General features: G+C 40.9%; 21 protein-coding genes and 2 pseudogenes. 5 read left to right on the top strand and 18 right to left on the bottom strand.

Going from position 1 to position 25,793, the window contains the following annotated elements; translation table 11 throughout:
- Nucleotides 1-11 precede the first annotated feature (11 nt).
- Complete coding sequence (locus V7K44_RS17195) at nt 12-1,343, bottom strand: P-loop NTPase fold protein (RefSeq protein WP_334933142.1); 1,332 nt, start codon at nt 1,341-1,343, stop codon at nt 12-14.
- Between the two features lie 900 nt (nt 1,344-2,243).
- Between V7K44_RS17195 and V7K44_RS17190 the strand changes: the two genes are divergently transcribed.
- The 3 genes from V7K44_RS17190 (at nt 2,244) to ftsZ (ending at nt 5,471) form a co-directional block, all read left to right on the top strand.
- On the top strand, nt 2,244-3,077 hold the full coding sequence (locus tag V7K44_RS17190) for a cell division protein FtsQ/DivIB (RefSeq protein ID WP_334933141.1): 834 nt from the start codon (nt 2,244-2,246) through the stop codon (nt 3,075-3,077).
- A 729-nt stretch (nt 3,078-3,806) separates the two neighbouring features.
- Nucleotides 3,807-4,094, top strand: a complete 288-nt coding sequence (locus tag V7K44_RS17185; protein ID WP_334933140.1) for a hypothetical protein — start codon at nt 3,807-3,809, stop codon at nt 4,092-4,094.
- A 60-nt stretch (nt 4,095-4,154) separates the two neighbouring features.
- Nucleotides 4,155-5,471, top strand: coding sequence for a cell division protein FtsZ (ftsZ, locus tag V7K44_RS17180; protein ID WP_334877364.1), 1,317 nt, complete (start codon nt 4,155-4,157; stop codon nt 5,469-5,471).
- Between the two features lie 493 nt (nt 5,472-5,964).
- On the opposite strand, the gene gshB is transcribed toward ftsZ, so the two are convergent.
- The 3 genes from gshB to V7K44_RS17165 all read right to left on the bottom strand — a co-directional run bounded on the left by gshB (nt 5,965) and on the right by V7K44_RS17165 (nt 8,903).
- Nucleotides 5,965-6,939: a glutathione synthase gene (gene gshB, locus V7K44_RS17175; protein WP_334933139.1), complete on the bottom strand. Its 975-nt coding sequence runs from the start codon at nt 6,937-6,939 to the stop codon at nt 5,965-5,967.
- A gap of 236 nt (nt 6,940-7,175) precedes the next feature.
- On the bottom strand, nt 7,176-7,448 hold the full coding sequence (grxC, locus tag V7K44_RS17170; protein WP_334721050.1) for a glutaredoxin 3: 273 nt from the start codon (nt 7,446-7,448) through the stop codon (nt 7,176-7,178).
- A 396-nt stretch (nt 7,449-7,844) separates the two neighbouring features.
- Nucleotides 7,845-8,903 (bottom strand): XDD4 family exosortase-dependent surface protein, encoded by a 1,059-nt coding sequence (locus tag V7K44_RS17165; RefSeq protein WP_334933153.1) that lies wholly within the window; start codon nt 8,901-8,903, stop codon nt 7,845-7,847.
- Here V7K44_RS17165 and V7K44_RS17160 point away from each other — a divergent pair.
- Entirely contained in the window at nt 8,866-9,141 is a 276-nt protein-coding gene (locus V7K44_RS17160; protein WP_334933155.1) for a hypothetical protein, read from the top strand. The two genes, V7K44_RS17165 and V7K44_RS17160, sit on opposite strands and share 38 nt — an antisense overlap.
- A 521-nt stretch (nt 9,142-9,662) precedes the next feature.
- On the opposite strand, the gene V7K44_RS17155 is transcribed toward V7K44_RS17160, so the two are convergent.
- The 10 genes from V7K44_RS17155 to V7K44_RS17110 all read right to left on the bottom strand — a co-directional run bounded on the left by V7K44_RS17155 (nt 9,663) and on the right by V7K44_RS17110 (nt 20,934).
- A complete protein-coding gene (locus V7K44_RS17155) occupies nt 9,663-10,544 on the bottom strand; it encodes a 2OG-Fe(II) oxygenase (protein ID WP_334933138.1) in 882 nt (293 codons plus the stop codon).
- Nucleotides 10,545-10,990: 446 nt separating this feature from the next.
- Entirely contained in the window at nt 10,991-12,760 is a 1,770-nt protein-coding gene (gene hflX, locus V7K44_RS17150) for a GTPase HflX (RefSeq protein WP_334933152.1), read from the bottom strand.
- 230 nt (nt 12,761-12,990) lie between these two features.
- The gene (locus tag V7K44_RS17145) at nt 12,991-15,228 is read right to left on the bottom strand and encodes a Z1 domain-containing protein (RefSeq protein WP_334933137.1); all 2,238 of its coding nucleotides are present in this window, start codon (nt 15,226-15,228) and stop codon (nt 12,991-12,993) included.
- A gap of 10 nt (nt 15,229-15,238) precedes the next feature.
- The gene (locus tag V7K44_RS17140) at nt 15,239-15,700 is read right to left on the bottom strand and encodes a hypothetical protein (RefSeq protein ID WP_334933136.1); all 462 of its coding nucleotides are present in this window, start codon (nt 15,698-15,700) and stop codon (nt 15,239-15,241) included.
- Between the two features lie 92 nt (nt 15,701-15,792).
- Nucleotides 15,793-16,764, bottom strand: coding sequence for a 7,8-didemethyl-8-hydroxy-5-deazariboflavin synthase subunit CofG (gene cofG, locus V7K44_RS17135; RefSeq protein ID WP_334933135.1), 972 nt, complete (start codon nt 16,762-16,764; stop codon nt 15,793-15,795).
- Between the two features lie 113 nt (nt 16,765-16,877).
- On the bottom strand, nt 16,878-17,639 hold the full coding sequence (gene crtW / locus V7K44_RS17130) for a beta-carotene ketolase CrtW (RefSeq protein WP_334933134.1): 762 nt from the start codon (nt 17,637-17,639) through the stop codon (nt 16,878-16,880).
- Between the two features lie 763 nt (nt 17,640-18,402).
- Nucleotides 18,403-18,849 (bottom strand): SRPBCC family protein, encoded by a 447-nt coding sequence (locus V7K44_RS17125; protein ID WP_334933133.1) that lies wholly within the window; start codon nt 18,847-18,849, stop codon nt 18,403-18,405.
- A gap of 19 nt (nt 18,850-18,868) precedes the next feature.
- On the bottom strand, nt 18,869-19,057 hold the full coding sequence (locus tag V7K44_RS17120) for a CPXCG motif-containing cysteine-rich protein (RefSeq protein ID WP_012411100.1): 189 nt from the start codon (nt 19,055-19,057) through the stop codon (nt 18,869-18,871).
- Nucleotides 19,058-19,068: 11 nt separating this feature from the next.
- Nucleotides 19,069-20,715, bottom strand: a complete 1,647-nt coding sequence (locus V7K44_RS17115; RefSeq protein WP_334933132.1) for a B12-binding domain-containing radical SAM protein — start codon at nt 20,713-20,715, stop codon at nt 19,069-19,071.
- 21 nt (nt 20,716-20,736) lie between these two features.
- A complete protein-coding gene (locus V7K44_RS17110; RefSeq protein WP_334933151.1) occupies nt 20,737-20,934 on the bottom strand; it encodes a SemiSWEET transporter in 198 nt (65 codons plus the stop codon).
- On the opposite strand from V7K44_RS17110, the gene V7K44_RS17105 reads away from it, so the two are divergent.
- On the top strand, nt 20,861-21,112 hold the full coding sequence (locus tag V7K44_RS17105; RefSeq protein ID WP_334933154.1) for a hypothetical protein: 252 nt from the start codon (nt 20,861-20,863) through the stop codon (nt 21,110-21,112). The genes V7K44_RS17110 and V7K44_RS17105 overlap by 74 nt on opposite strands.
- A gap of 164 nt (nt 21,113-21,276) precedes the next feature.
- On the opposite strand, the pseudogene V7K44_RS17100 reads toward V7K44_RS17105, so the two are convergent.
- The 4 genes and pseudogenes from V7K44_RS17100 to V7K44_RS17085 all read right to left on the bottom strand — a co-directional run.
- Nucleotides 21,277-22,206 (bottom strand): annotated as a pseudogene (locus tag V7K44_RS17100) (hypothetical protein).
- Between the two features lie 27 nt (nt 22,207-22,233).
- Nucleotides 22,234-24,057, bottom strand: a complete 1,824-nt coding sequence (locus tag V7K44_RS17095) for a hypothetical protein (protein WP_334933131.1) — start codon at nt 24,055-24,057, stop codon at nt 22,234-22,236.
- Nucleotides 24,058-24,185: 128 nt separating this feature from the next.
- Entirely contained in the window at nt 24,186-25,274 is a 1,089-nt protein-coding gene (gene aroC, locus V7K44_RS17090; RefSeq protein ID WP_334933130.1) for a chorismate synthase, read from the bottom strand.
- A gap of 285 nt (nt 25,275-25,559) precedes the next feature.
- Nucleotides 25,560-25,793 (bottom strand): annotated as a pseudogene (locus V7K44_RS17085) (photosystem II q(b) protein); the annotation flags it as partial.

Raw genomic sequence — 25,793 nt, 5'->3', positions numbered from 1 at the left:
ACAATTGACTGTTACTTGTTTTGTTGCCAAGCTAAAACTTTTTCTGTTTCTGCCAAGGCTGGACTGATTCCAAACCAGCGCCCCACAGGATCGCGATATTCAAACAGATACATGCTTCTTAGTAAGCTCTGATAGTCAGACTCACCTTTAACTCTCTGCTGCTGTACTACTTCAAACAATAATTCCCACTGGGATTCATCAATAGCTAATAGCAGATCGTCACGGTAGTCCTTAATCACGGCTTCTAAGCAGTCCCTAGAAAAAGGCGGATCTTGTCGTTGCAGGCAGCTATAAAGTAAGCCTAATAAGTTACGAATGTGACCACCACTAACACGACATAGACGATCCAAGGTTTGGGAGTGATCGAATAATTCTGTAATTAATAAAAGTCTGCTATTCAAAGGAACTTCTGGAAAAGCTCTAGCTAGAACTAACTGGCGTACTAGTGACATTCCTGGTTCGTAGTCACTGCCATCTCTTTGCCGCACTAATACCATCGGCAGTACTTTTGGTGCAATCCCTCCCCCTAGACGATTTTTCAGTGTCTCATATTCATTGGAGAAAATTAATGTTAGGGGAATTGTGTAAACTAGGTGGCATTTAAGTCGGCGTAACTGTTCGCCTCGGTCAATGAAGAGATATTCTGGTTGTGATCGCCCGGATGCTAAGGGACGCATATCCACTCGATCCAAATTATCTACAATCACTACCAGTCCTTTTTGACCCCTTAGCTTTAGCTGTTCAACAGCCTTTTCTAAAATCTCTTCGTTAATCGCTTGCAAAATACTATTGGTTCGTGGTTCGAGATATTGTCTTAGTTGATTCCGCATCTGGGTGCTATCTTTGGTTTTTGCAGTAATTTTGGCAATACCCAAGGACAACTCTGCTTGTCCAGAAAGTTCTATAGGGCTTTGCAAAAAATCGCCTACTTCTTTAAACAAATTGGTAAAGTAACCAGGTTTGAGTTTGATGCTAATCCCTTCTAAACTGGCACTGACTTGACGGGCTACACTCAGCAAAATATCGCTGATATCAATATCTGCCATGTCTAAGTCTTGACTGGACTCAAAATAAACCACATGAAATCCTGCCAACTCTAGTTCTGTCTTAAGGCGCTGCAATTCCGTTGACTTACCGCAGCCGATATGACCCGTAAATAACTGACAGGTTGGCTCATCAGGAGAAATACGAATGATAGTTCGTTGCAATTCTTCGACAATCTTGCAACCACGTACATCAGCAAAATCTATGTAATACTGCCGATCTAGTATGTTACTTATATTTAGCGTGTAGCTAGGGTTACATGCTTTATAAAAACGTGACAAATTTAATGTCGTTTTCATGTATGTAGAGGTTTATGTAGATGCAGCTTAGTTTGGATTTTTTATACAATAAATCCCTATCTAGGATGTAGATAGAGCGCAAGGAGGTGGTAGTGTCTTGCAAAAGACAGCGTTTGTTGCCAGATTACTGTCAGTAGTATGGTGGAGATTTAATTGACCCTAATAGCGAATGGCACTAAGATAATGCAAACCCATTATCTACAAAGCTTTGGGGTGTGGGGTGTAGGGTGTGGGGTATAGTGACGTTCGCGCCAGCGCTGCGTACCAAAGAAATTTGTTTATGTTCGCACTTTATTTTTACTTTTCTTGATTTTTTCTGAACCTACACCCTACCTTCTATACCCATACCTGGCAAGGATTTCATCATTTATTAGTGCCGTTCGACCCATCAGGTCTTAAGCATATCTGTCCTTTTTACACCCGTCATTGAGGTTTTGACAATCTCTCCCTTCTGTTCGACCTGCCACAAAATTATATGTTTGAGAAATTAAGTAAAAAAAGCTACAAATTTTCATGGGTTTCAGTTTGGATAGATGATGAGTATGACTGGTATGAATTATAGCAAGCTACACAGAGATCCAGGAATACTTGTGTATCATTTCACATTCTATTTGTCAAGAAAACAAAATTCCACACATGTCAATTAATATTTTGTAATCTTTAACGAAAAATCTTCAAAAATAACTTGTCAAAAACACTACAGTCAGTTAAAAATGGACACCGGAAACTTTAATAGGACTAATTACTAGCGCCATAATCATTGTGTAGTTACTGTAAAGTGTTACTAAAAATAAAAAAAGTCTTGAGGAGGGCGGCTAAAAGATGCCAACAGTGTTTACTGAAATTAATAATGATACGAGCTTGTTAAGGAATTTAGATTGCAATCAAAAAGGGGTGTGAATGGCTGGCATAATATCAGTTTCCCGCACGCATCTAGCCCAGCGTCGTCAGAAATTGCGTCGACAGCGACAGATGAGAATTATTCAAGCTATTTGGCGAACCTTTGCCATTACTGGTTTAGCGGGTGGATTGTTGTGGGTGGCTGTCCAACCGATGTGGATGCTAAAGGCTCCCAAACAAATAGTGATGAAATCAGGTAATAAATTGCTGTCAGATCAAACAACTCAGTCATTGTTGGTGCTATCTTACCCTCAATCTTTGTGGCGGATTGAACCGTCAGCGATCGCTAACTCTTTGAAGAAACAGCCAACTATTGCCCAAGCGATCGTCAGACGCCGCCTCTTTCCTCCTGGACTAATCATTGAAATCCAAGAACGAGTACCTGTAGCGGTAACTCAAACACGTGGCAACAAAAAAGTAACAATCGGCTTGCTAGATGCAAGTGGGGCCTGGATGCCTTTAGAAAAATATACATCCCTGAATCCTACTAGAAAATTACCCAATCTCAGAGTAATTGGCTTACCAAATCAATACTGCCTTTACTGGACTCAACTCCATGAAGCTGTGAGCCAAAGTCCCGTGAAAGTGATGGAAATTGATTGCCAAAATCCAACAAATTTAATTTTGAAAACAGAATTAGGAAATGTGCATCTTGGTGTTCCAGGTCCCCAATTGTCTGAACAAATTAAGGTACTCGCCCAAATGCGTCATTTAGCAACAAAATTTAATTCTGGTCAAATAGAGTATATCGATCTGAAAAATCCTGAACTTCCATTAGTACAAATGAACCAAAAAGAGCAAAAATTAACTCCCAAAATTCCTAAAAACATCTAGTGTGTTTATTATTTTGATAGCTCTTAGTAAATTAAGAAGCTTTATGCTGATAAATATATTTATTATTTTCAGTTTTCCAGCAAATCGCCCGAAAATCGGCATTAACTTCTAATTAAAATGAGAAGATCAATCATAAAATCTCTATTGCGAGTAAAAGACTCTCAATTGTTACCCTAACATCTAATAGTAGGGTGCAAGATGTCAGACAGTCTAATGATGGTCTGTAGCGTACAAAACGCCTTCTGCCCATACATTCTTTGACTAAACCCAGTACAAAAAAGAGAAAGTTGCTTGAGCTTTTCATTCAGATTCAGACTCGTGGACAGAGGTCACTGATGAGAACGGTTTATGCCGCCATCTAAGTGCAGAGGCAATAAGGCTCTGGCTTTGGTCTGTTGAGGACACTTCCAAAGACAGTTTACCGAAGTTTAAATCTGTAACGAAAAATGCCAGCCAAAGTTGTGTAAGCATTGCTTCTGGGCAATAAGTTTGGACTGTTCTGTGCTGTAATTCCTATTAGGTAACGAAATCTCTTAGGAAATCTTGATTTGTTGGCCGCACTAGTGAGGGTTTTTGTAAGATAGACTATTGCTCCAACAAAGTGTCCATTGAGACCACCCAAACAACAAATTAATCATGTATAGTCTGACAAGTAAATTCTTGCTTAGTTTAACTTAAGCATAAGTAAGTAGAAGGTAAATTTTGTGTCTAAAGTTGCAATCATCCCCAATGGTGAAACCTATTAACAATATTATTATTGAGGCAGAGAAGATACGCTGTAGTGTGTCTTTACAAGTTATGCCCGCTGCTGAGAATAATGAAGAGATCAATGTCTGGTTGAAGTTATACAGGTCAGTTTTATATAAATATAGGTATACTTCTCTAGAATTGGCTGTGCGATCGGCTGTGTTAAAAGCTTATCCCATAGCAAATTTTCACACTGCCAATTCTGTTAGGCTTGGCAGTAGTGAAAACAATAAAGAACAACGCCATAATATTGTGGCATTGTCAAACTAAAGTTGACTCTTAGGTGAATAACACCTGAAAAAGTCGTTTATCTACCCTTTCACAAATCCAATGACACTTGATAATAACCAAGGACTTAACTATAAAAATTCCCAATCTACGGGACAGCCGGGGTTTTCTCTGGCAGTTAACTCGACCAATCCCTTTAATAACTCTGGGCTGAACTTCGGGCAAAATCACGATAATAAGAAAATTTCTCCGGAAAATAGCCGAATTGGCGAGATTGTTCCTGGTCGGGTCGCCAACATCAAAGTGATTGGTGTCGGTGGTGGTGGTGGCAATGCTGTTAACCGCATGATCGAGTCTGATGTCTCCGGGGTAGAGTTTTGGTCAATTAACACCGATGCCCAAGCTCTTACCTTAGCTGGCGCTCCAAGTCGATTGCAAATTGGGCAGAAGCTAACACGGGGTTTAGGAGCAGGTGGTAATCCTGCTATCGGTCAAAAGGCTGCTGAAGAATCACGGGACGAAATTGCTACGGCTTTAGAGGGTGCAGATTTAGTATTTATCACTGCTGGTATGGGGGGTGGTACTGGGACGGGTGCAGCACCAATCGTGGCAGAAGTGGCCAAAGAAATGGGCGCTCTCACTGTTGGTGTAGTCACACGTCCATTTGTTTTTGAGGGACGCCGCCGCACCAGTCAAGCGGAACAAGGTATTGAAGGACTAAAAAGTAGAGTAGATACGCTCATCATTATCCCCAACAACAAACTGCTGGAAGTAATCCCCGAACAAACGCCTGTGCAAGAAGCTTTTCGTTATGCAGATGATGTGCTGCGTCAAGGGGTGCAAGGTATTTCTGATATCATCACGATCCCCGGTTTAGTAAACGTTGACTTTGCTGATGTCCGAGCTGTGATGGCAGATGCGGGATCGGCATTGATGGGAATAGGCGTTAGCTCTGGAAAATCTAGAGCTAGAGAAGCTGCGATCGCAGCTATTTCTTCACCATTACTAGAGTGTTCTATTGAAGGTGCTAGAGGAGTTGTATTTAATATAACAGGTGGTACTGACCTGACTTTGCATGAGGTGAATGCAGCCGCAGAAGCAATCTATGAAGTAGTCGATCCCAACGCCAATATTATTTTTGGGGCTGTAATTGATGACAGGCTTCAAGGAGAGGTAAGAATTACTGTAATTGCCACTGGATTTACAGGTGAAGTGCAAGCTGCGGTACAACAAAGCGTGGCTAACGTTCGAGTAGCACCTAATACCTCGAAGCGTCCAACAACACAGCAACCCGCTGTTAATCCCCCAACCTCAACTCCAAATTCAACTCCAACCCCAACTCCAATTCCAGAACCAAAGGAAAAACCTGGATTAGATATACCTGATTTTCTGAGAAACCGACGTACACCAAGGAATTAAAAGATTTCGGATTTTAGATTAACTTAGCAGTCCCAGGTCAGGCTGAACGCTGTATAAAATCTGCTACTTCCACCAGGGTTTTACCAAGGGTAGGGATAAGCAATCTTTTGCTGTACCCAATTTTGCCAATTGGTAAAAAAACTTGTCAACGCTACTTTATAGAATGAATTTGGGCAGGAGTCTACTGGCTTGCATGTCCAGCTATGCTTTCAGAACAAAACAATAGGAATACCTGCCCAACTATGGATGCATCACCGATAGCGCAGTGTTAACGAGTCTTCTCCCAAAAGGAGACACCAAGGGCAAACGAGCATCACAGCCGATCGCAGAAATAATACATCTACCCCTCGCGATCCACTAAACTCATATTCCGTACAAGTAAATATATTTACTTAAAACAAGTAGCGTAGCGTAGCGAACCAGCCCACGCAAGTATCCGAAAGAAGTCTGTTTGCTGGGGAATAGGACATCAAACAAAAAAAACAAATGTAAATTATTTTTGAATTTTGAGCGTCTGCTCAATCCATTGAATAACCTGATGACCAAGGCGAGTACCATCTAGGCGGTCAATCTCACGAATGCCAGTAGGACTAGTGACGTTAACTTCAGTTAGGTAGCCACCGATAACGTCAATACCCACAAAAATTAAGCCGTCTTGGCGTAAGCGTTCGGCTAGTTGGGTACAAATTTCATACTCTCTTGGGGTAATTTCGGTTTGGGCGACTGTACCACCAGTTGCCATATTATTGCGAAAATCAGTTCCACTAGAGAGGCGATTGAGCGCACCAATTGGTTCACCATTGAGCAAGATGATTCGTTTATCTCCTTCTTTTGCCTCCGGTAAATAGGTTTGTACCATTACTGGCACTTTACCTTGGAGGGTACTGAGTTCAACAATGGAGTTAAAATTGCGATCGCCTGATTGCAAAAACAAAATTCCTTCGCCAGCTTTATTACCGAGTGGTTTGAGAACTCCTGCCCCCTTTGCTTCCACAAATTGCCGGATAAATTGCTTATCAGCACTGACAATCGTTTCTGGAATCGCTTTGGTAAACTGGAGGGCATACATTTTTTCATTTGCCCCTCGGATGCCACTGGGACTGTTAATCACCAGGGTTTTATTTTGGTCAATGTAATCCAGAATGTAGGTGGCATATAAATAGGAATCATTGACAGGTGGATCTGTCCGCATAAATACGGCGTCCATTGTCTCTAAAGAAGTTAAGAAGGAATCGCTCAACTTATACCAAGGATTCGCCGCTACCCAGCGTCCCTCCACTAACTGCACTGGTACAAGTTCGACTCGCTGTAGGACAGCCCAAGCTTTGCCCTCCACCACACTCAGCAGATTTGCCTGAGTTACCCAAACTTCATGTCCCAGAATTTGCGCTGCTTCAATTAGGGCAACACTCGTATCATGACACGGGTCAAGTAGATGGATGGAATCAATGATAAAAGCCAGTTTCACCCTTTATACCTCAATCACCAAGAAATTAAATCGTTATTCAATTATTATCCCTTGATGATCTTAGCAATTGACGTACATCTGTACTACTGAGTAGAACTGGAGGGTAAAGTCTTGTGGACAGATATCGGTTTTGTGGGGAAAAAGCCCGTAGACAAGGCAGCACGTTGTTTTTCTATAGTTGTAGCGACTGCCGTGTAATTTGCAGCGGCTTGTCGCTAGTGCAATACCTTCTGAATCTATACGCTATTGCTAGAAGTTAGTAACTCATCAAGCTTGCCTTGACTGTCTAAAGCGTGGATATCATCACAACCACCCACATGATTATCATTGATGAAAATTTGCGGTAAAGAGCGCCGTCCATTTGCCCTTTGAGCCATTTTATTTCTGGCTGCTTCATCTCCATCAATACTGTATTCGATAAATTCAACACCCTTGTTTTTCAGCAAACTTTTGGCACGGATACAAAACGGGCAAGTCCTCCAAGTGTAAATTTCTACTTTTGCAGCCATGATGTCCTCAACTTGATTTAATACTTTTTAATTTTAGAGCTTTGCCACTGACTGTGGCTGCTTTATCCCTTCATAACCTAATCTACAGAAGCAGTGAATGTGGACTGCAAAGTTAATGCTAGCCAAATATGTAGAGTGTTGTTATTTTTTATCCGACTTAAAAAACTAATAATATTTCAGTTTAAATGCTGGGAATACCAGTAATTGTATTGAGATTGTTTCTATCATTCAACTTTTTTTGAGTACTAAGCGCTAGTTAAAAAGCGGGAATTTTCTAGGCGAGTTTTAATTTCGCATTTCTTACCTCTAACAAATATGGGTTTAGAAGTGCTTATGTTCCTCTAAACCCATGTATTTAAGACCCTTCCTACTAAAACTTAGCTGTGCGGTTTAAGTTTAGGAAAGATTTTTTTTGTTTTTCTTCTGGAGTCCGAAAACACCCAAGCCTAATAATCCTAATGCTGCGGTTGTACTAGGTTCAGGTACTTTTTTCGGTTGAGGTGCAGGGGGTTGATAGTAAGGCGGTACTGAGGGTGCGGGTGCGGGTGCTGGCGCAGGTGCTGGCGCAGGTGCTGGCGCGGGTGCGGGTGCGGGTACTGGCGCGGGTGCTGGCGCGGGTGCTGGCGCAGGTGCTGGTGCGGGTGCTGGCGCGGGTGCTGGCGCGGGTGCTGGCGCGGGTGCAGGTGCGGGTGCTGGCGCAGGTGCTGGCGCGGGTGCTGGCGCAGGTGCGGGTACTGGCGCGGGTGCTGGTGCGGGTGCTGGTGCGGGTGCTGGTGCGGGTGCTGGTGCGGGTGCTGGTGCTGGTGCTGGTGCTGGTGCTGGTGCTGGCGCGGGTGCTGGCGCGGGTGCTGGCGCGGGTGCTGGTGCTGGCGCTGTGGCAGGTTTTATACTAGTTTCGTCTAGTGATGTACCGTACTGAAAACGGATGTTGCCAATCTTGGTGATGTCAAAGTCGGAGGTTAGCCCTGATAGCAGGAAAGTAGCTGAACCTTGAATAAAAGTCCCCGAACTCACGGCTGGATTTGCATCATTAGCGTAGCCACTGATGATGCCGTAATTAAATTGCTGTCCACCACCACCTTGGAAAATGCCTAAGCCAGCTGTACCCAGACCGTAGTGTTGGTCAATGCCAGGAAGTCCTCCAGTATTACTCGTGTTTGGCAATTTCCATTCTTTTAGAGCTAGAAGATCAACATTATTTGTAGTGGTGGAACCTGCGCTTGAGGTCACTGTCGGAGCTAAAGCCGAAACCAGCGATAAATTGTTTAGGGCAGAACCAGCATAGTCCCAGAAGACTGATGTCAGAACATCAGAAGGGTTTGAGATTCCTACAGAAGATTTGTTAGTCAGGGTCAGTGACAATAAACCATTGTCTAGGAAATTAAAAAGGACTGACGCTGCGAGAGGATCATTGGATTTGTCGTATGTATTGGTTCCTGTAGCTGAAAAACTTATAGACCCTAAACTCTTGGGTGCTGGTGCTGGTACAGGCGCTGGAGCAGGTGCTGGAGCAGGCGCTGGAGCAGGTGCTGGAGCAGGCGCTGGAGCAGGTGCTGGTACAGGTGCTGGTACAGGCGCTGGAGCAGGTGCTGGAGCAGGTGCTGGAGCAGGCGCTGGAGCAGGTGCTGGTGTATTTTTGTTGCCGTTGCCGTTGCCGTTGCCATTGCTGTTACCGTTACCGGCCTGTGCTTGAGGTATTTGTGACCCTAAAGCTAAGGTGAATGATAATAAACCACAACTTATATAACCAATTACTTTTTTTGAATATGCTTGAGACATGTAAATCAAACCTCTTCGTCTTAAACAAGATATGGAAAAGCTTCCTAATAATGATGTTTATATGAGCATCATTGACATCATTTGCTGATCTAAATTCGCACAAAAAAAAGAGATATAATACTGTTTTCTTTAAGCTTCATCAAAAATTTAATAGAGCATAAACAAATGACACTCACACGATAAAGTTACGATTGCTAAGTGTTTATACTATGAAAATATTTTTTTTCAATTACGTAATATTTCTAGTTTTAAGTAGTAAATTAAATCGCTTTTTTGAACTTATAAATAAATTGCTATAGACTATTTATAATGCAACCACAAATATTATTCAGAAAGTCCATTGGCTATGAGTTTGCAATAAATTAAGTAAGACGAGCGCCTTACCTAAAGTTAAATATTCATGGTGGTATTATACAGTAATTATACTGAATTTGCTTATCGACGCACCCAGCCATTGATAGTAAATCGACTATCTCCAAAAGCTTGAGAGGGACAATTCACAGGCAGTACTTCGTGCATATAACGGCTGAGGAAAAATACAATGCTGTTGTTGCGAGGTTCGACTGTTTTGAATGTCTCAGCATTTACATATACGTTATTTTCAATTTTGCTGTCGTATATCAACAACTCACCACCAGAAAATGATTTTGGTTCTTGATAAAAATAATAAACGTATGTTAATTCTCTAGTAGCAGTATCTGGACTACCATTGTCATTATGAAGTTTGTAATAGTTACCATCATTATGTGCAGTTAGTTGGCTTTCAACTTGTGATACAGAAAATAATGGTAAGTTTAATTTGCTCATGATATCAGGAATCATTGCTTGAATTCTCTTTAATATCAGTTCAGAAAATTCAGGGAATGAGTAGATAACCATTGATTGGCGATAGTTAATATCCTTTGTAGAAGTATTGCTTGGCAAGAAGTCCGACTCTTTCTCTAGGACATATTTGAGTAAGTGTTTGTGCTCTTCTGGTTTAAAAAAATTATCTATTTGTATATAATCAGAATCCAAAATATAATCATTTTGCTGTTGTATTTTCTCTGATTGCTGTACAAAAATTGGGGGTTCTGTAACCACGCCTATAAGATGTTCGCCAGGAAAACACAAAACCGAGCGACCTTCATTGATGGGAATTTGGAATAAATTTTGTAACTCAGATTCTTGTTTGTAAGCACGAGCCACAACTGTTGTTAAAAGGCTATGCAGTAAAGGTGCATCCGATTTTAAATAAACGGTATATTGATGTCCTCCAGTTAAAAGAAGCTGTACTTTGACATCTTTCGACTCAAATGGCTGTGAAGCTAATTGCATATACCTTTCTTTATATAATGTTGATAAATGAGATAAATCAAAAAGTCATTCTGAAAGGTTAATACATTACTTACAGCAGATTTAAAGTTGTAAGGTACACAAGCTAAGTCTGTTACCCAGATATAAAGTGTGTTTTACTCTCCTTAGCGCAGCCCATTCTGAGTTCTGCTGTAGAAAATTAATTAAGAACAAGTTCAATGCTTAAATCTTTATACGTAATTGAATTTATTTTGTGAATAAATTGAATTCCTGTATCAGTTATAAACATAAAAATACTATTAATCAATTGTTCTAGCACGTCTTTTATAAGATTGTCATTCAGCAAATTCCACATAACCCGATAAAGCTTTAGTAAAGTAGAAATATCTATTATTTTCAATAAAAAATGCCATAGTTACTATTAACTACGGCATTTTCAACTAGAAATTAAAAATTTATTTCAGTATTTACTGAGAATCAACGGCGTATTCAATCAACTTGGCAAGGCGCTGACGTAGGGTTTCTAATCCCAAGCGCTGACTCGCAGAAATAAATACCGCGAGGGGAAATTCTTCTCTAGCTATGGCTAGTGTCTCACTATTGGCTTGATCGATCTTGTTAAAAATCACTAGCGCCGGGCCAGGAGTTATTGGCATTTGTGCCAAAATTTCTCTGACTGAGCGAATATGACGCAACCAAGCTGGGTGAGACAAATCTACCAAGTGTAGTAGGGCATCGGCTTCTGTGACTTCCTCCAAGGTGGCACGGAAGGCATCCATTAACGATGCAGGCAGTTCGTGTATAAACCCTACTGTATCTGTAATCAGAATTTCCTGATGTTCATTGGTTTCGCCATAAGGAATCGCCAAACGGCGGGTAGTCGGATCGAGAGTGGCAAATAACTGGTCGGCTGTATAAACTTCTGCATTAGTGAGAGCATTCAGCAAAGTTGACTTGCCAGCGTTGGTATATCCAACTAAAGCAACTGAAGGAACTTCTCGATGCTGTCTTCGTTGCCGTAACCGCGAACGATGGGCTTGCAACTGAGTTACTTCTTTTTGCAGTCGAGAAATGCGTTGCCCAATTGCACGGCGCTCAGTTTCCAGTTTGGTTTCACCAGGACCACGAGTCCCAATACCACCACCTAATCGGGACATGGTGCGACCTCTACCAGCCAGTCGCGGTTGCATGTATTCTAACTGTGCTAGTTCTACTTGCAACTTACCGGCACGAGATTGAGCGCGTTGGGCAAAGATATCTAAAATTACTTCGGTGCGGTCAACCACCCGGATACCAATTTGCATTTCTAAGTTGCGGACTTGGGAGGGTGAGAGGTCGCGGTCGAAGACAACGAGGTTGACTCCTAGTGTTTGGGCAGTTAGGGCAATTTCTTGCACTTTACCTTCGCCAACTACGGTTTGGGGATGAACGCGCGATCGCTTTTGTTGTATTGTTTGTAATACATCTCCCCCAGCGGTATCAACTAAACGTGCCAATTCCACTAGGGTATCTTGGAATTGTAGGGGAGTCACCTCACTGGTCATCAGCCCCACAATCAGCACGCGATCGTGGTCAGCATCTACTTCCTGAGCGATAAATTCGCGCTGGAATTCCGCTTCCAGATTTTCTACCAAGTCTACTAAATCCTGGTCTGCCAGATCGTCCAAATCCAAAGGTGGTGATATATTCCAACTTGGGGATTGGATTTGTTTAGAGTGAGCGAAGCCGAATTGGCTTTCCTCTACTTTGACAGCAGCAGGACTAGGAATCAGGGTGCGAGAGTCTTGGGGTGTCAGATGAGCTAGATAAGCTTCTTTGACATAGCCAGTCGCACCGCCTCCCCGACGTGTAAATCCGGTTCCGGTAATATTTAGGACAACTAGGGCATCTAAGCGTTGTAGTGCCATAGCCGTGAGCGCCGCTTCATTGGGCGGTTCTGGCTTCAGATGGGTGGCAATACAACGAATACCACTGAGTCGTTCTGCACCGTAACGGGGCAATTCCATCGGTGGTATTTGCGTTTGACGCGGTGTGCCTACCCCGACGCGAATCACTTGTCCGCGACGGTTGATGTAAGCGCACACAGGCTGATTGACTTCTGTGCTAATTGCTGCCAGACGCTGGGAAAACTCAGGCGTGGTGATGCGATCGCCTGGTATGCGCTGGTGATACAGCCGCTGTAGTTGCTTCAGCTGGCTGGACTTCAGACCTTGGAGATTTCCAAAAATAGTTTCTATAGGCGTTTATGACCACTTAAATGGCCCCCCGAATCCTTATATGTCTATTTTACAACAGGGTTTAGGCTCCTATCTCTCTCCTTTGGGGGATGCAATGATGAATTAGTTCGCCGGGGTATTGATTTGAGACTATTTTGGTGGTACTGGCTTAAGTTGCTATTGCAAGTGAGATTGTGAAAGCGATCGCTTATGCGAAAATTCTATTAATTATTAATTGTGCGATAGCTACATCACGCACTTATTTTTCCATCCTGTAAGTCTATATCATCTTCTAATTCTTCAGCAGTCTCTGAGTAATTAAACATGAAGACAAACTTGTTTTTCGGCAGAACTAGTGTTGGAAGATAGAAAGGTAGACCTTCCCAGCCATCTTCTTTTCTACCTTCTTCCAGAATTACAATAAGTGTAGGAACATTAGGATATTCTTGTTTTGCTTTATTTACCCATTCAGGACTAGTAAAACCAGAAGTTCCTCTCCACGTTCCTGACCCATCTTTTGCTGCTGGTCTATTTTTTAATCTAAATCCCTTGCCTTTTGTTTCTTTTCCCCGACGAACATTGAGTCGTCCCTGCTGAATACCTGCCGTATTCTTCATTGCCTTAAGTACCTCTTGAACTCGTTTATCCTCCCAGGGATAATTACCAGCAGGGCGACTTGGCATATATGATAGTACATTGAGTAGAAAGTCAATATCTACTTCATATCGGATATCTTCATCGCTATACGGCTCTAAAAGCTTGGTCAAACTCTCTGTATGCTCCTTAATTTCCGAAGCTTTCCAGAGTGGATCGGGTGGAAAAATAGCTATACCAGGCGTAAAAGCATTAATTGCTGACGGATTTAAGACATTAGAACGAGTTGCTTTCAGTGTTGATCCTACCCAAACGGGCTGAATATTAATATTTTTAGGATCATCACCTATAGCTTGGCGCATTCCCTCGTCAGCTTCATGAATTGCTCGGAAATCTTCTAAAATATGCTGAGGCAAAAAAAGGCGAGTCACATCAAGTAGTTCCTGACGATAACCAAACATCCGTGCGTGCTGATGAACTGTATCCATCGTCTTTTGCTTGGCATCACGAAGGTAGTAAGTTACCATTAATCCGTCAATAGTTACACCACGTCCAAGTCTATTACCCCCTACAAGAATATTCATTCCTGGACTATACTTTAGTTCTTTATCTGGGTTGTTAGCATTAATAATTTTTGGTCTGACACTTTGTAATTCAGGTTTTAGTTCTTCAATAAGTTGATTAAAAGATGGTAAATTTACTGCTGTTTTGCTCAATTCATTATAAGCTTCATTAAGATACTTTAATGCCTCTTTTTGCTTGTTGGCTGAGGATTCTCCACAAATAGCCTGATCAATATCTAAAACAAAGGAACTGATAATTTCTTCTAAATTTTTGTGATTGTCTTTTTTGTAACATATATGAGCTAGAAAAGAATATTTAGCATCTTCGCTCCCTGATTGCATCTTGTAAATCGACCCAAGGAAGAAGCAGCACAGAGCTAGTTTAAGACCATTAGGAATATCCCAGTTCTTGCTAGGGTTCTCTCCTTCCTGTTTTTTTAAGCGATCTAATTCTTCGGCTTGAACTGTGCAGGAGTATAGACTATTTTCTTCAAAAAATAAGTCACCTCCCATATAACTATTACCTGGCTGAGGAAGAGCAGCGCAAAAAACTGGTTTGCAGGGATGTTCAAGATTTTGCAGCAGAAGGCTTTGAGGAGTTGCAGTAATTTGTATATATATATGATTAGCTATCTCTTTCCGAATATCGCCAATTTTAACAAAAACTGAGCTATCTGGAGCTGCCGCTTTACCTTTCTTACTCTGTTTTGCTTCGTTTGTATTCAAACTAGCATTATCAGCTTCATCATCAAATATTAGAGTGGGTACAGTACTAGCTTTAGCAAACTTGAGAACCTGAAGAAGGTTATCTAAGTGGCGTACATTTTTTGTAGATACTAGAACAATTCCTCTTTTTTTGATATAGGGAAGTAATTTGCTTTCAGCAAAGTCTTTTGGTCGATCATTTCTCCATTCTTCCCAATTAAAGACAACAGGCCCACCCTTGAGTTGATTGACAAAACGATCAGCAGTTTGTTTACCTAGCCATGTATTATCAGAAGTCAAGACAATGAAACAACGGAAATGGTTAGCCTGAGCAAGTGCCAGTGTAGCAATGGTAGTATTGGTTTTACCACTTTGGACTTTGCCATAAATTAGTCCGGTAGTACCATCAGCTATTTTTCCTTTGTGAGACTGACTAACAATACCTGTACCTGTAGCGCCAACATCACCAGAACCAAAAGTGGTGGAGTAGAAATGAACGCAATTCTGGACTACCTCAACAGCAGTTTGTTTTAATTGCTCTGCTGCTTTTTCCCCAATTTTGCTATTAACTTTGTCAATAACCTTATTAATACAATATCCATCCGTTGCAATATCTATCTTACTCATCAGTATTGTCCTAGTTGGAAAAAAGTACACGAGGCCAGGCATTTTGAGGTATTGTTTGATCCAGATGCTGCCTACCTGGGCCACTAACATGATAACTACCATGTGTTTTTCGAGACACAGATATGTGTTGGTCAGCAATGCCAATATATTTGTCCAATATACTCCAAAGCCTTTCTTGCGAAATGCAACAGATACCGTCTTTATGACAGATTAATGCCAAAAATACTGAAATATCGTGGTATTTACTATGCAGAGTATCTAAGGCTAATTCTTCTTGACTACTGAAGGTAAAAGACCATACAGATTTGGGTTTTTTAGAAACCTTAAAAAGAATAGCCGATTTACTGTTTTCTGTTTCAACTAGATAAATGGATGAATGTATCGAAGATGCGTGAGTTATTGTAAAGCGTTCTCCATAATCAATTAGCCGCAAAAATGCAGCACCATGAAGGAATTCCTGATCGTTGATCATTGTCAAATCTGGGCAAAGTCAAAGGAGATGTATCCGTTCTGGTTAATCAGTAGTAAGATAATCGCTCTTGGTTAGCGATCGCACTCAATCTGTTAAACCAATAACATAGCATTGCGCGATCGCTTCACCACTGTTTGTAATTCTCCCGACAACCAACTATCAAATTGTGGATAAACTGGCAAACGAGCTACCAATTCCCACCCCGCAGGTTGTAAAATTTCTCTTAAAGCCTGTTCCTGAACATGAGGATAATCAGGATTCACTTCATCTTTTGGCCCTATTCCACCTAAATCTCTAGCACCAGCTTCGATACAAGCGAGCAACCATCGGTCATCTTTAACTAAATTTGGCGGAATTTGAATCGTAATATCTGGTGGTAAAATCTGACGTGCTTTAGCAATTACTTCTGGTAACTGATGAGGGTCAAAAGGTGGTGCATCAAAGGTTTGTTGATATCCTGGACTATGAGGTTGCAAGATAACTTCTTGAATATGGTGATAACGTTGATGCAGTTGAGATATAGCTGTTAATGTTTCCCAGCAATTATCTACAGTTTCCCCAATTCCCAACAGTAACCCAGTTGTAAAGGGAATCTGCAACTCTCCCGCCCATTGCAATTGCTGTAAACGAACTTCTGGTAATTTACTCGGTGCGTGCCGATGTACACTATTTAACAATGTTGGCGTTAACTGTTCCAACATCAGCCCCATCGAAACATTCACACGCTTGAGCTTTTGCATTTCTTCAAAACTCAGTGGCCCCGCATTTGTATGAGGTAAAAACCCCATTGAAAGCGCTAATTCACACAAATCATAAATTCGCTCAAACCACGCCTGACGTTTTGGCGAATGAGGATGTACTTCACCGCTAAGTATGAGAATTTCAAAGACTTTTTCGCTTTGAAGTGGTTTCAAAATACTGTCTGCATTTGAAAGACTCATCCACGGACTTTTACCCGGTTCGCTGCGAAAGTTGCAGTAACTACAGCGATTAAAGCACTCGTAAGTGGGAACGATTGTATAAGCAGGGCTATAAGTGACAAGACGAGAATTATTAATTGGCATAAGCAGAATAAATTTGCTCTTAGTAAGCAGCCCCACACTTATTTTAAGGGCTGGAGACACTGACTACAAACCTTTAATTATTCACGCCCACTTATTTATTAGAAGAACAAGAACTATTTTGCTTTGTAAATTTCTGGTAACTGCCACCAAGGAATATGAGGATACTCGTGGTGTTCTTCGTGATAGCCAAAATGATAGCACGTGATAAATGACCACCAAATTGGACGGTTAATCGTTTGGGCACAATGAGGCTGAATATAACCTCCAATAGGTTCACTATGTGGGAGGAAAGTACCAAAATAAAATAATTGTAATGAACTTAAAAGCGAAGGAAACACCCAAAAGTAATTTAAATTATCACTGGGTATATGGAGTATATATTTAGCAAAGTTATAAATTAGGGTTAGCGCAATTATTTGTCCCCAACTCCAGTAACCTTTCATAAAATGTAAATACCAAGCAAAAAAGTTTCTGTGTTTGCCATTATGAAAGTCTGGGTCTATTTGAGTTGCTGGATTGTGGTGGTGTAACCAATGCTTTTTCAATAATTTTTTATATGGTAAAAGTCCATAAAAAGATAAAGTTAATGTCCCAATAAGATGATTAATTTTGCTGTTTTGGGGAAACACTACCCCATGCATAGCATCATGAGATGTAATAAATAATCCTGTATATAAAAATGTTTGCCAAAGTATACTGGGAAATAGCATCCAAAATTGTAATTTTGAGATGTCAAGGGAGAGTAATAAACTCAGACTAATTACCCATACGCTAACAATGACAATAGCAATGAAAAGCCCTTTAAACTGAGATTTACTTTTCACTACTGGAGTCACTTTTGATTGATGACTGGGTGGTTGTTCTAATTGAATCACGCTTTTACTCCGCCTCGTATTCAGGTGAAAATTCCTAAAATAAGCCACAACAAAAAGCACTAACCACTAGCCAGAAAACTCTATTAGTGGTCAGTGTTTTGCATTGGATAGGGCCAACATTTATAGCGATTCTCGCTTGGGTGAGATACAGGAACCCCACCTCCAACCCTCTCCCCGCAAGCGATGAGGGGACTATTATTAGTAAACGCTATAAGACATTTAGAAATATTAAGATACTTTAACTATTATTACACATACAACCGCCATACCAACAACTGTTTTTGTTATGGCGGTTGGATTATGTAAGTTATAGCACTGATAGCTTTGGTGATTATAAAAACTAGTGTTTTTAATATGGGGCTTTTTAAACAGCTGAAGTCTGGGAAAAAGCCGATAACATAATTAGCGTCAAGAGTAGGGAATGAAGTGGAGTAATTCGTGCATGATGCTGTAACAGTTGAGATCCCAAACTAATGTAGGCTAAAAACCGATCTTTGCCAAGCGATCGCTCCAAAGTTCAGACTATAGGACTCATATTTGATTTTTGAAAATATACGTAGGGTGTGTTAGCGACAGGGCAACGCCCCCTACAAATACTTAATTTTGTTCAAAAATCAAATCGGATTCCTATAAGAATCGCACCCCAACTCTAAAGCATTACTATCTTTGACAAGGATGAGATTTTTAAAATTCTCAGAAAATACTTTGAAATTAGCTCAATAGTATTTCAGATGCCAAAAAAATCTAACAAAAGTTAGAGGTTTTATGACTCGCACTCACGTTTAGTCACATAGTGGCGGTAACGAAACATCGCTTCCAGTTGCGCTTGCACTAGCCAACCACTGACAAATTCAACAGTTCCTCCACCAGGCATAGAGAAGGAAATAGCGTCAGTTAATCTGGTTTTGCCATTTTCTGGTTCAAATTCATGTCGATGTACCCACGATTCAAAGGGGCCAGATATCTGTTCGTCGGTAAACAGGCGATATTGTTCACATTCAGTATGACGCGCTAACCAAGTTAAGGGTAATGGGCCGAGAAACAAGCGAAATTCGGTGATAGCGCCCACGTTCAGTCCTCCTTCACGACGAACCACTTGGACTGGCTGCCAAGGTGGATTCAACAGTTGCAAAATATCTGGCCTTTCGTGAAATTTCCAAACTACTTGTGGCGACGCATTAATTACTGAGGAATGTTTAAAGTGCAGCATGGAAAGAAAAACCTAAAATTCAACTTTCGGATTCGGTATCAATTTCGATATCTAGGGTATCTTCATCAACTCGTACATACAAAATATTTGGATTGCAACAAACTTGACAATCTTCAACGTAAGATTGCTGTCCTCCAGCACTCAAATCAATAAAAGTTAAGTTCGGTTCGCCGCAATAGGCGCAGTAATACTCAGCTGTGTTTTGCATCAAGTTTTCAGCTATGAATTCAATGGCTGTAATTCTTTTGAGGATGGATTGATATAACTCTTAGCATCAGCCAAATGCTTTAGTAGTGTAGACTGTGGCAGAGGCCCTTGCAAGTGGCTCCAGGGTAATACTTGTTCTGTTGACCATTCGGCGTGGACGTAGAAATCTAAGTCGGGGATTTGTCCTTTGAGTTGTTTGAAAGCACGTTTGTAGCTACCCAAGGAATCGCCAAAGTCACGAGTAAGTTCGAGTAGTTGGGACACTCTGCGATCGCCTCTCGATAACAAAGCCTGTATAATCGACCAATTATAGCTTTCTGGGCGAAACTCTATCCCCTGTGGTTTTAGCTGTTTTTGTAAAAATTGCAACCGCTTTTCTGCTTGACGATTCACCCCAAACCATTGAAACGGTGTGTGTGCTTTGGGGACAAAGGTGCTGCACCCGTATGTTAACCGCAATCCCGGCGCAGCTTTTTTGATATTACGCATCATTGCCACGGTTTGTTCTAAATCCTCTGCTTCTTCACCGGGAATTCCTGCCATTCCGTAGAGTTTCAAACTTTTTAATCCGCCAGCTTTGGCATTTACCGCTGCTTGGATGATTTCGTCGTTATGCAGCTTTTTGTTGACGATTTGCCGGATTTTCTCGGAACCACTTTCTACAGCAATGGTAAGCGATCGCGTGTCTCGTTTCGTCAAAGTTTCTGCTAACTGGACTGTTACAGTATTAGTTCGCACTGAAGCAATACTGAGACGGACATCATCGTATTTTGGCTGACTGATATAATCTAGCAACGCTTCAAACTCTGGATGCTGTGTAACAGAAGCTCCTAATAATCCTAGCCGATTTGTGACTTCTAAACCTTTTGCGATCGCTGGAATTAACGAATCTTCCAGACTGGCTGTTCTAAAAGGCAGGGTGAGATAACTCGCCAAACAAAAGCGGCACATTTCTGGACAACTTCTCACCACTTCCACCATGTAAATATTTTCCCAGGCGGCTTTTTCGGTGACTACAGTCGATGCCGATAGCGTATTTCCCCGGTAAGTTTGCTTTTGCACCACTGCGGGAATTTCAGAAGAAATTGGTTTGATTGACTTTACTTCACCATCTTTTGTGTGATATTCCACCTCATACAAACTTGGTACATAAATTCCTGGTATTTGTGCAAGTCTTTTTAGTTGAGTTTGTCTTGAGGCATTTCTGACTTCTTTGTAAGCCTCAATAAAATTCCCTAACAGGGTTTCACCATCACCCAGTAAAATGACATCAAAAAAATCTGCAAAAGGTTCGGGGTTAGCAGTGAGAACTGGGCCACCACCAAAAATTATCGGATGAGAATCATCACGAGAGGTTCCTCGAATGGGAATTTCTAAAGATTCCAGCAAATTTAAAATATTCACATAATCCAGTTCCCACGAAATCGAAAATCCCACAATTTCTGGCGTTCTAGGGAGTTGTTCGTGAACATCAGTAAACAGGCGACTTACCTGTACATCATCACGCATTGCCAAAGTTGCCCACACTACTTGATAGCCAAGGCTAGTGATACCTACGTTGTACTCATTGGGAAAGGCGAAGATTATGGGGATAGCGTTGGTGTCTGGGGTGGTAGGTGTAAATAGAAGGCGTTCAGAGTCAAATACAGATGATGTCACAGGTGTTTGTTAGAGACAAGTTTATCTATATTTAATTTTAAGCCATAGAATAATTAAGTTAAAAACCAATGTTACGGCGTTAGCAAGAATAATTGGCAAGGATTGTAAATAAATTCCATAGATTAGCCACAAAAAAACACCACTTATGAATGTCATTAGCGTAACCAAAGAAACATCTTTTGCAGATTTTGTTTGCCATGTTTTAAACATCTGTGGCAAAAAAGAGATTGTGGTTATTGTGGCGGCAGCTAATCCTAGAACTGTCAGAAAATCCATGTTTAATTATTTATATCAAGTTGCCATATCATACATCAGCGATCGCCCTTCTCTGCTTGATGCAACGCTATACGAGACATTTTACACTGTTGAGCGATCGCTACAACAGCTTAACAACTAGATTGCCGACTTATTCAATCAGCAGGTAATCTAAAAATGTCTCACGGTCTTAGCAAGAATAATCGGTTAAAATTCTAATTTATGTATATTAACCACCAAAAAAGACCGATTATAAATGCAATTAGCATGACAAAATAAAACTCATTAAAGGATATGTGATAAACACTAGCAAAACCGATGAATTAATTCTTCACGAGATAACTGCAACAGTAAAGGCGTAAACTCTTCTGGCGGTAAGGATAATAAAGGTTCAATAATTGCTTGAAGCTCATTATCTATTTCACCAAAGCGAACTTTCAGCAAGTTTTCCACTACTAAGCGTTCTCCCTGCTGAATTCCTGTTTGGAGTCCTGTTTGGAGTCCTGTTTGGAGTCCCCGTTGTTCTCCTTCTTGTATCGCCTGTTCTCGGTCTTGTTGGTAAAGTGGTGCTAATCGCATAAGTAATTCCCTATCTTCCTCGTCTTGATTTTGAGTGACTTGTAAGTTTTGTTGCAAGTTGTACAGCAATTCTAACGCTGCTTTTCGGAAAGGATTATCAGGAGTAAGTGCTTCTAGTTCGTCAATTGCTTGCTTTTGAACGTTTCCCTTACCGATGATTCTCAGCCATAAGGTTTCTGAGATAGATGGCAACTGATGAATTGTTACTATCGCGGTACGCAAATATTCTGGCATGAAGTATATTCCAGGCAGGTAGTCATCTTTTGGGTTAGCACCAAATCCTGATAAGAGTTGTGCGGATGCTGTGGGGGTAAGAATCCATAATTTTGGTAAATCAGATTCTAGAATACGAGTTTTATTGCGATTTGCTTGTCGTTGTAAATCGCCACGCACCTCTAATAATTTTAAGAGACAATCGCAAATTTCTGTAGCTGAGGCTGCGTTACGAAATGGTTCAAGTAGAGAAGGGGTAGTGACAATTTGACCTAATAATCCGAGTGTTCCTGGTATGTCCCTTGGTTGTGGTTTGGGAATGAAATAAACGTCAATCTATCTAACTTCTCCTGCGACTCGTCTAGCTGCTTGGACTTCGCCGTAAGGAGTGAGTAATTGTTCGAGGTAGTCTTTGGCAAATTGGTCATGGATGAATCTGGTCATGTTGGTAGTTTGGTGATGCAAACCAGTTTATTTACTATTATTTGGCGATTTTTTGAGATAAGACTTAGCCCAAGAATATCGTTGTGAATCTTTTTTCAGTAAATATTCTGCTGCTTCATGTCGTTTATTCTCATCTTTTGTACTTCGGAATATTCGCTTGATCTCATCATCTATATCTTCAGTTTTAGCTCCATGTTGTATGGCTTGTTCAAACCAATAATCACCTTCAACATAGTCACCGATGTCATAATAAATTGCTCCCATTAAAGTATAGGGTTGATAACTGTTAGGCTGATACTCCATAGCTTTTCTGGCACAATTTTCAGCATCAGCTAAATTGCCTATATCTCTGAATGCTGCACCTCTAGTCACTAAAATAGCTGATTTTAGATTACCTTCTTTAATTCTTTCTAAATCCAAGCTAGTAATTTTTAATGCCTGTTCAGGTTGATTGGCTTTACGCCAATAACTACTAGCAGTAGGTATATGCCATTTATGCCCAGTACGCTTAATTTCCTGTTCATAAAATTCTGCTTCTAGTCTGTAATGTGCGATAGCAATCTTACCATCACGAGATAACATATTTTGTTCTATTAGTTGAGCGACTAAAATAATATCTAGTCGTTCTTTTTTCTCCAGCTTTACCATAATTGTGTAAAATGGCTGCATTGGTAGAGTAGGAGCTATCAATCCATATTTTCTTTTGAGAATAGCGAAGTGCTTTTGTTGAGCGAGAACAATGATATATTCACGTCTATTATTTTTCAGCCAGTCAATTTCTGATTCATTAAGTAGTTCTCCTAAATCTATCTTAGATTTTAGGGTAGAGGCGTATTTTTCATTTGCAATTTCTATAATCTCAGTCAGCTTGCGTTTTTTGAGAAAGTTAATATCCTGTTCGCCTAACTGATTGGACAACTCAAGCCTTTTGAGAATTTTATACAGGTGACTTTTAGGCGATGAATCCTGATACTCAGTTGCTTTATACTTAAGTCTCAAGGCTGCAAATTCTCGTGTTTGTTCCAACTCTTGAGCAATGGCAATTGTTTCGCTAAGTTCTTGCTGTTCCAGCCAGTTAATTTCTGACTCACTCAAATTAGTTTTGGCGTCAATATTTTGCAGTATTGGATACAGTGGACTCGACAATGATAAATCGAGGTGTTTATTAGCTTGGTATTTATCTCGTAATTGAGCAAAGTGAGTTTCTTTTTCTGAGTCTTGTTGTTGGAAAATTTCTGCTGTTTCTAAGAGTTGGTTATTAAGCAGCCAATTATATTCCGAATCACTTAAACGTTCTGTAACCTCTAACTTTTTTAGTATTTGATGCAAGAAACTATCAAGATATGAGTCTTGATATTGAGTAGCTTTGTACTTAGATTTTAGTTGAGTAAATCGGCTTCTCTCTTGAGCAATCTTCTTCTTCTCTTGAGCAATCTTTTTCATCTCTTGAGCAATCTTCTTGGCTTCAGATAAATCATTTTCTCTCAGCCATTGAACTTCTGAATCAGTAAGTAAATTCCCTGAATCAATTTTCCAAAGTATAGAATACAGATGACTAGATTGCCAGGAAGTACCATGCTTTGTAGCTTTGTACTTAGACTTTAATTTTGAGAATTCAACCCCTAAATTTACAAAGTCCTTTAATTTATCTTGCTGTTCTTGACATATAAATTCAAGCTCATGTTCTCTTAACCATTCAATTTCTAGTGTAGTTAGTTGAATTCCTAAGTCAACTTTTCGCAGGATGAGATAAAGAAGACTAGAGGGTGATGAATCGGGATAATTAGTTGCTTGGTACTTGGACTTTAAAGCAGCAAAGTGTTTTAAGCGATTTTGAGACTCTTGAAGCATATTGCTAGTAGATACGATCGCACGTAGTTAAATGTGTTATCCGCTACTATAGCAATACAGATAAAAAAGGGCGAGTTTGACACCCACCCCCGAAGCATAAATATTTTCTGAAAGTCAAAGTATAATCCCTACAACACCTTACACTGTCCATGATGCCGTAACAAATGGTCACACAATACTAGCGCCACCATCGCCTCAACCATTGGAACTGCGCGAGGTAACACACAAGGATCGTGTCGTCCTTTCGCAGCTAATAGGGTTTCTTCACCTTCACGAGTTACTGTCTTTTGCTCTTTTCTAATTGTCGCCGTCGGCTTAAATGCAACTCGTAAAATGATATTTTCCCCGTTAGAAATTCCCCCCTGAATACCACCAGAACGGTTAGTTACAGTGCGAATTTCCCCATTTTCATCAATATAATATTCGTCGTTATGCTCAATTCCGGTTAACAACGTTCCGCCAAAACCGGAACCGATTTCAAAGCCTTTGCTAGCAGGGAGAGACATCACACCTTTAGCAATATCAGCTTCCAATTTATCAAATACTGGTTCGCCTAAACCTTTCGGCACATTTCGCGCCACACATTCTACGACACCGCCGATAGAATCACCTTGTCTACCAACTTGCTCAATTAATTCAATCATGCGATCGCAACATTCAACATCAGGACAGCGGACAATATTACTTTCCACTTGTTCTAAGGTGACAGTATTTGGATCGACCACACCTTCCAAGTCTTTGATGCGCTTGACATAACCGATAACTTCGACATTGGCAACTTGACGGAGAATTTTTTTAGCGATCGCACCTGCTGCTACTCTGCCAATTGTCTCACGAGCTGACGATCTACCCCCGCCTTGCCAATTGCGAATGCCATATTTTGCATCATAAGTTGCATCCGCATGAGAAGGGCGATATTTCTCGGCCATCTCGTCGTAGTCTTGCGAACGAGCATCTTTGTTCCGTACCAAGATTGCTATAGGCGTTCCTAGTGTTTTGCCTTCAAATACCCCTGATAAAATCTCGCAGGTATCCGCTTCTTTCCGAGGTGTCGTAATTTTACTTTGTCCCGGACGCCTTCTATCTAATTCTAGTTGAATTTCTTCCGCCGAAATTTCTAGTTGTGGGGGACAACCATCAATCACAACCCCCACACCGCCGCCGTGAGATTCGCCAAAAGTAGTGATGCGAAATAGATGACCAAAAGTGTTGCCCATGATCTTAAAGAAAAAGGATTAGGCTTATGTATTTTACCTAGAGTTCGTGCAAAAGTTAATTTTTATGCTTTGGCACTGGGAATATTTGATGTATAGCATTCCTAAATTATTTGTTAAAACCTCTATTTCTTATCTCTCCGTGTTCTCTGCGCCTCTGTGGTTCGATTAGAAAACTATTTTTCACAACTCATTTAGGATTGCTATCTAACCTATCTTTTACCTATACAAATAAGAAAGCGCCCTCCGTTACCAGAGGGCGCTTTCTCATTTAGCTAAACTTCAGAATTAACCGTTGATAGCAGGAGCAGTAAGAGCTACAGGAGCAGAATCACCAGCAGCCAAATCTAGAGGGAAGTTGTGAGCATTACGCTCGTGCATTACTTCCATACCCAGGTTAGCGCGGTTGATTACATCCGCCCAAGTTGCAATCACACGACCTTCAGAGTCAATGATTGATTGGTTGAAGTTGAAACCATTCAAGTTGAACGCCATTGTGCTTACACCCAAGGCGGTGAACCA

The sequence above is a fragment of the Nostoc sp. genome, from assembly GCF_036917235.1.
In the GTDB taxonomy this organism is placed as follows: Bacteria; Cyanobacteriota; Cyanobacteriia; order Cyanobacteriales; family Nostocaceae; genus Nostoc.
This window is presented reverse-complemented; position numbering and strand designations above follow the sequence as displayed.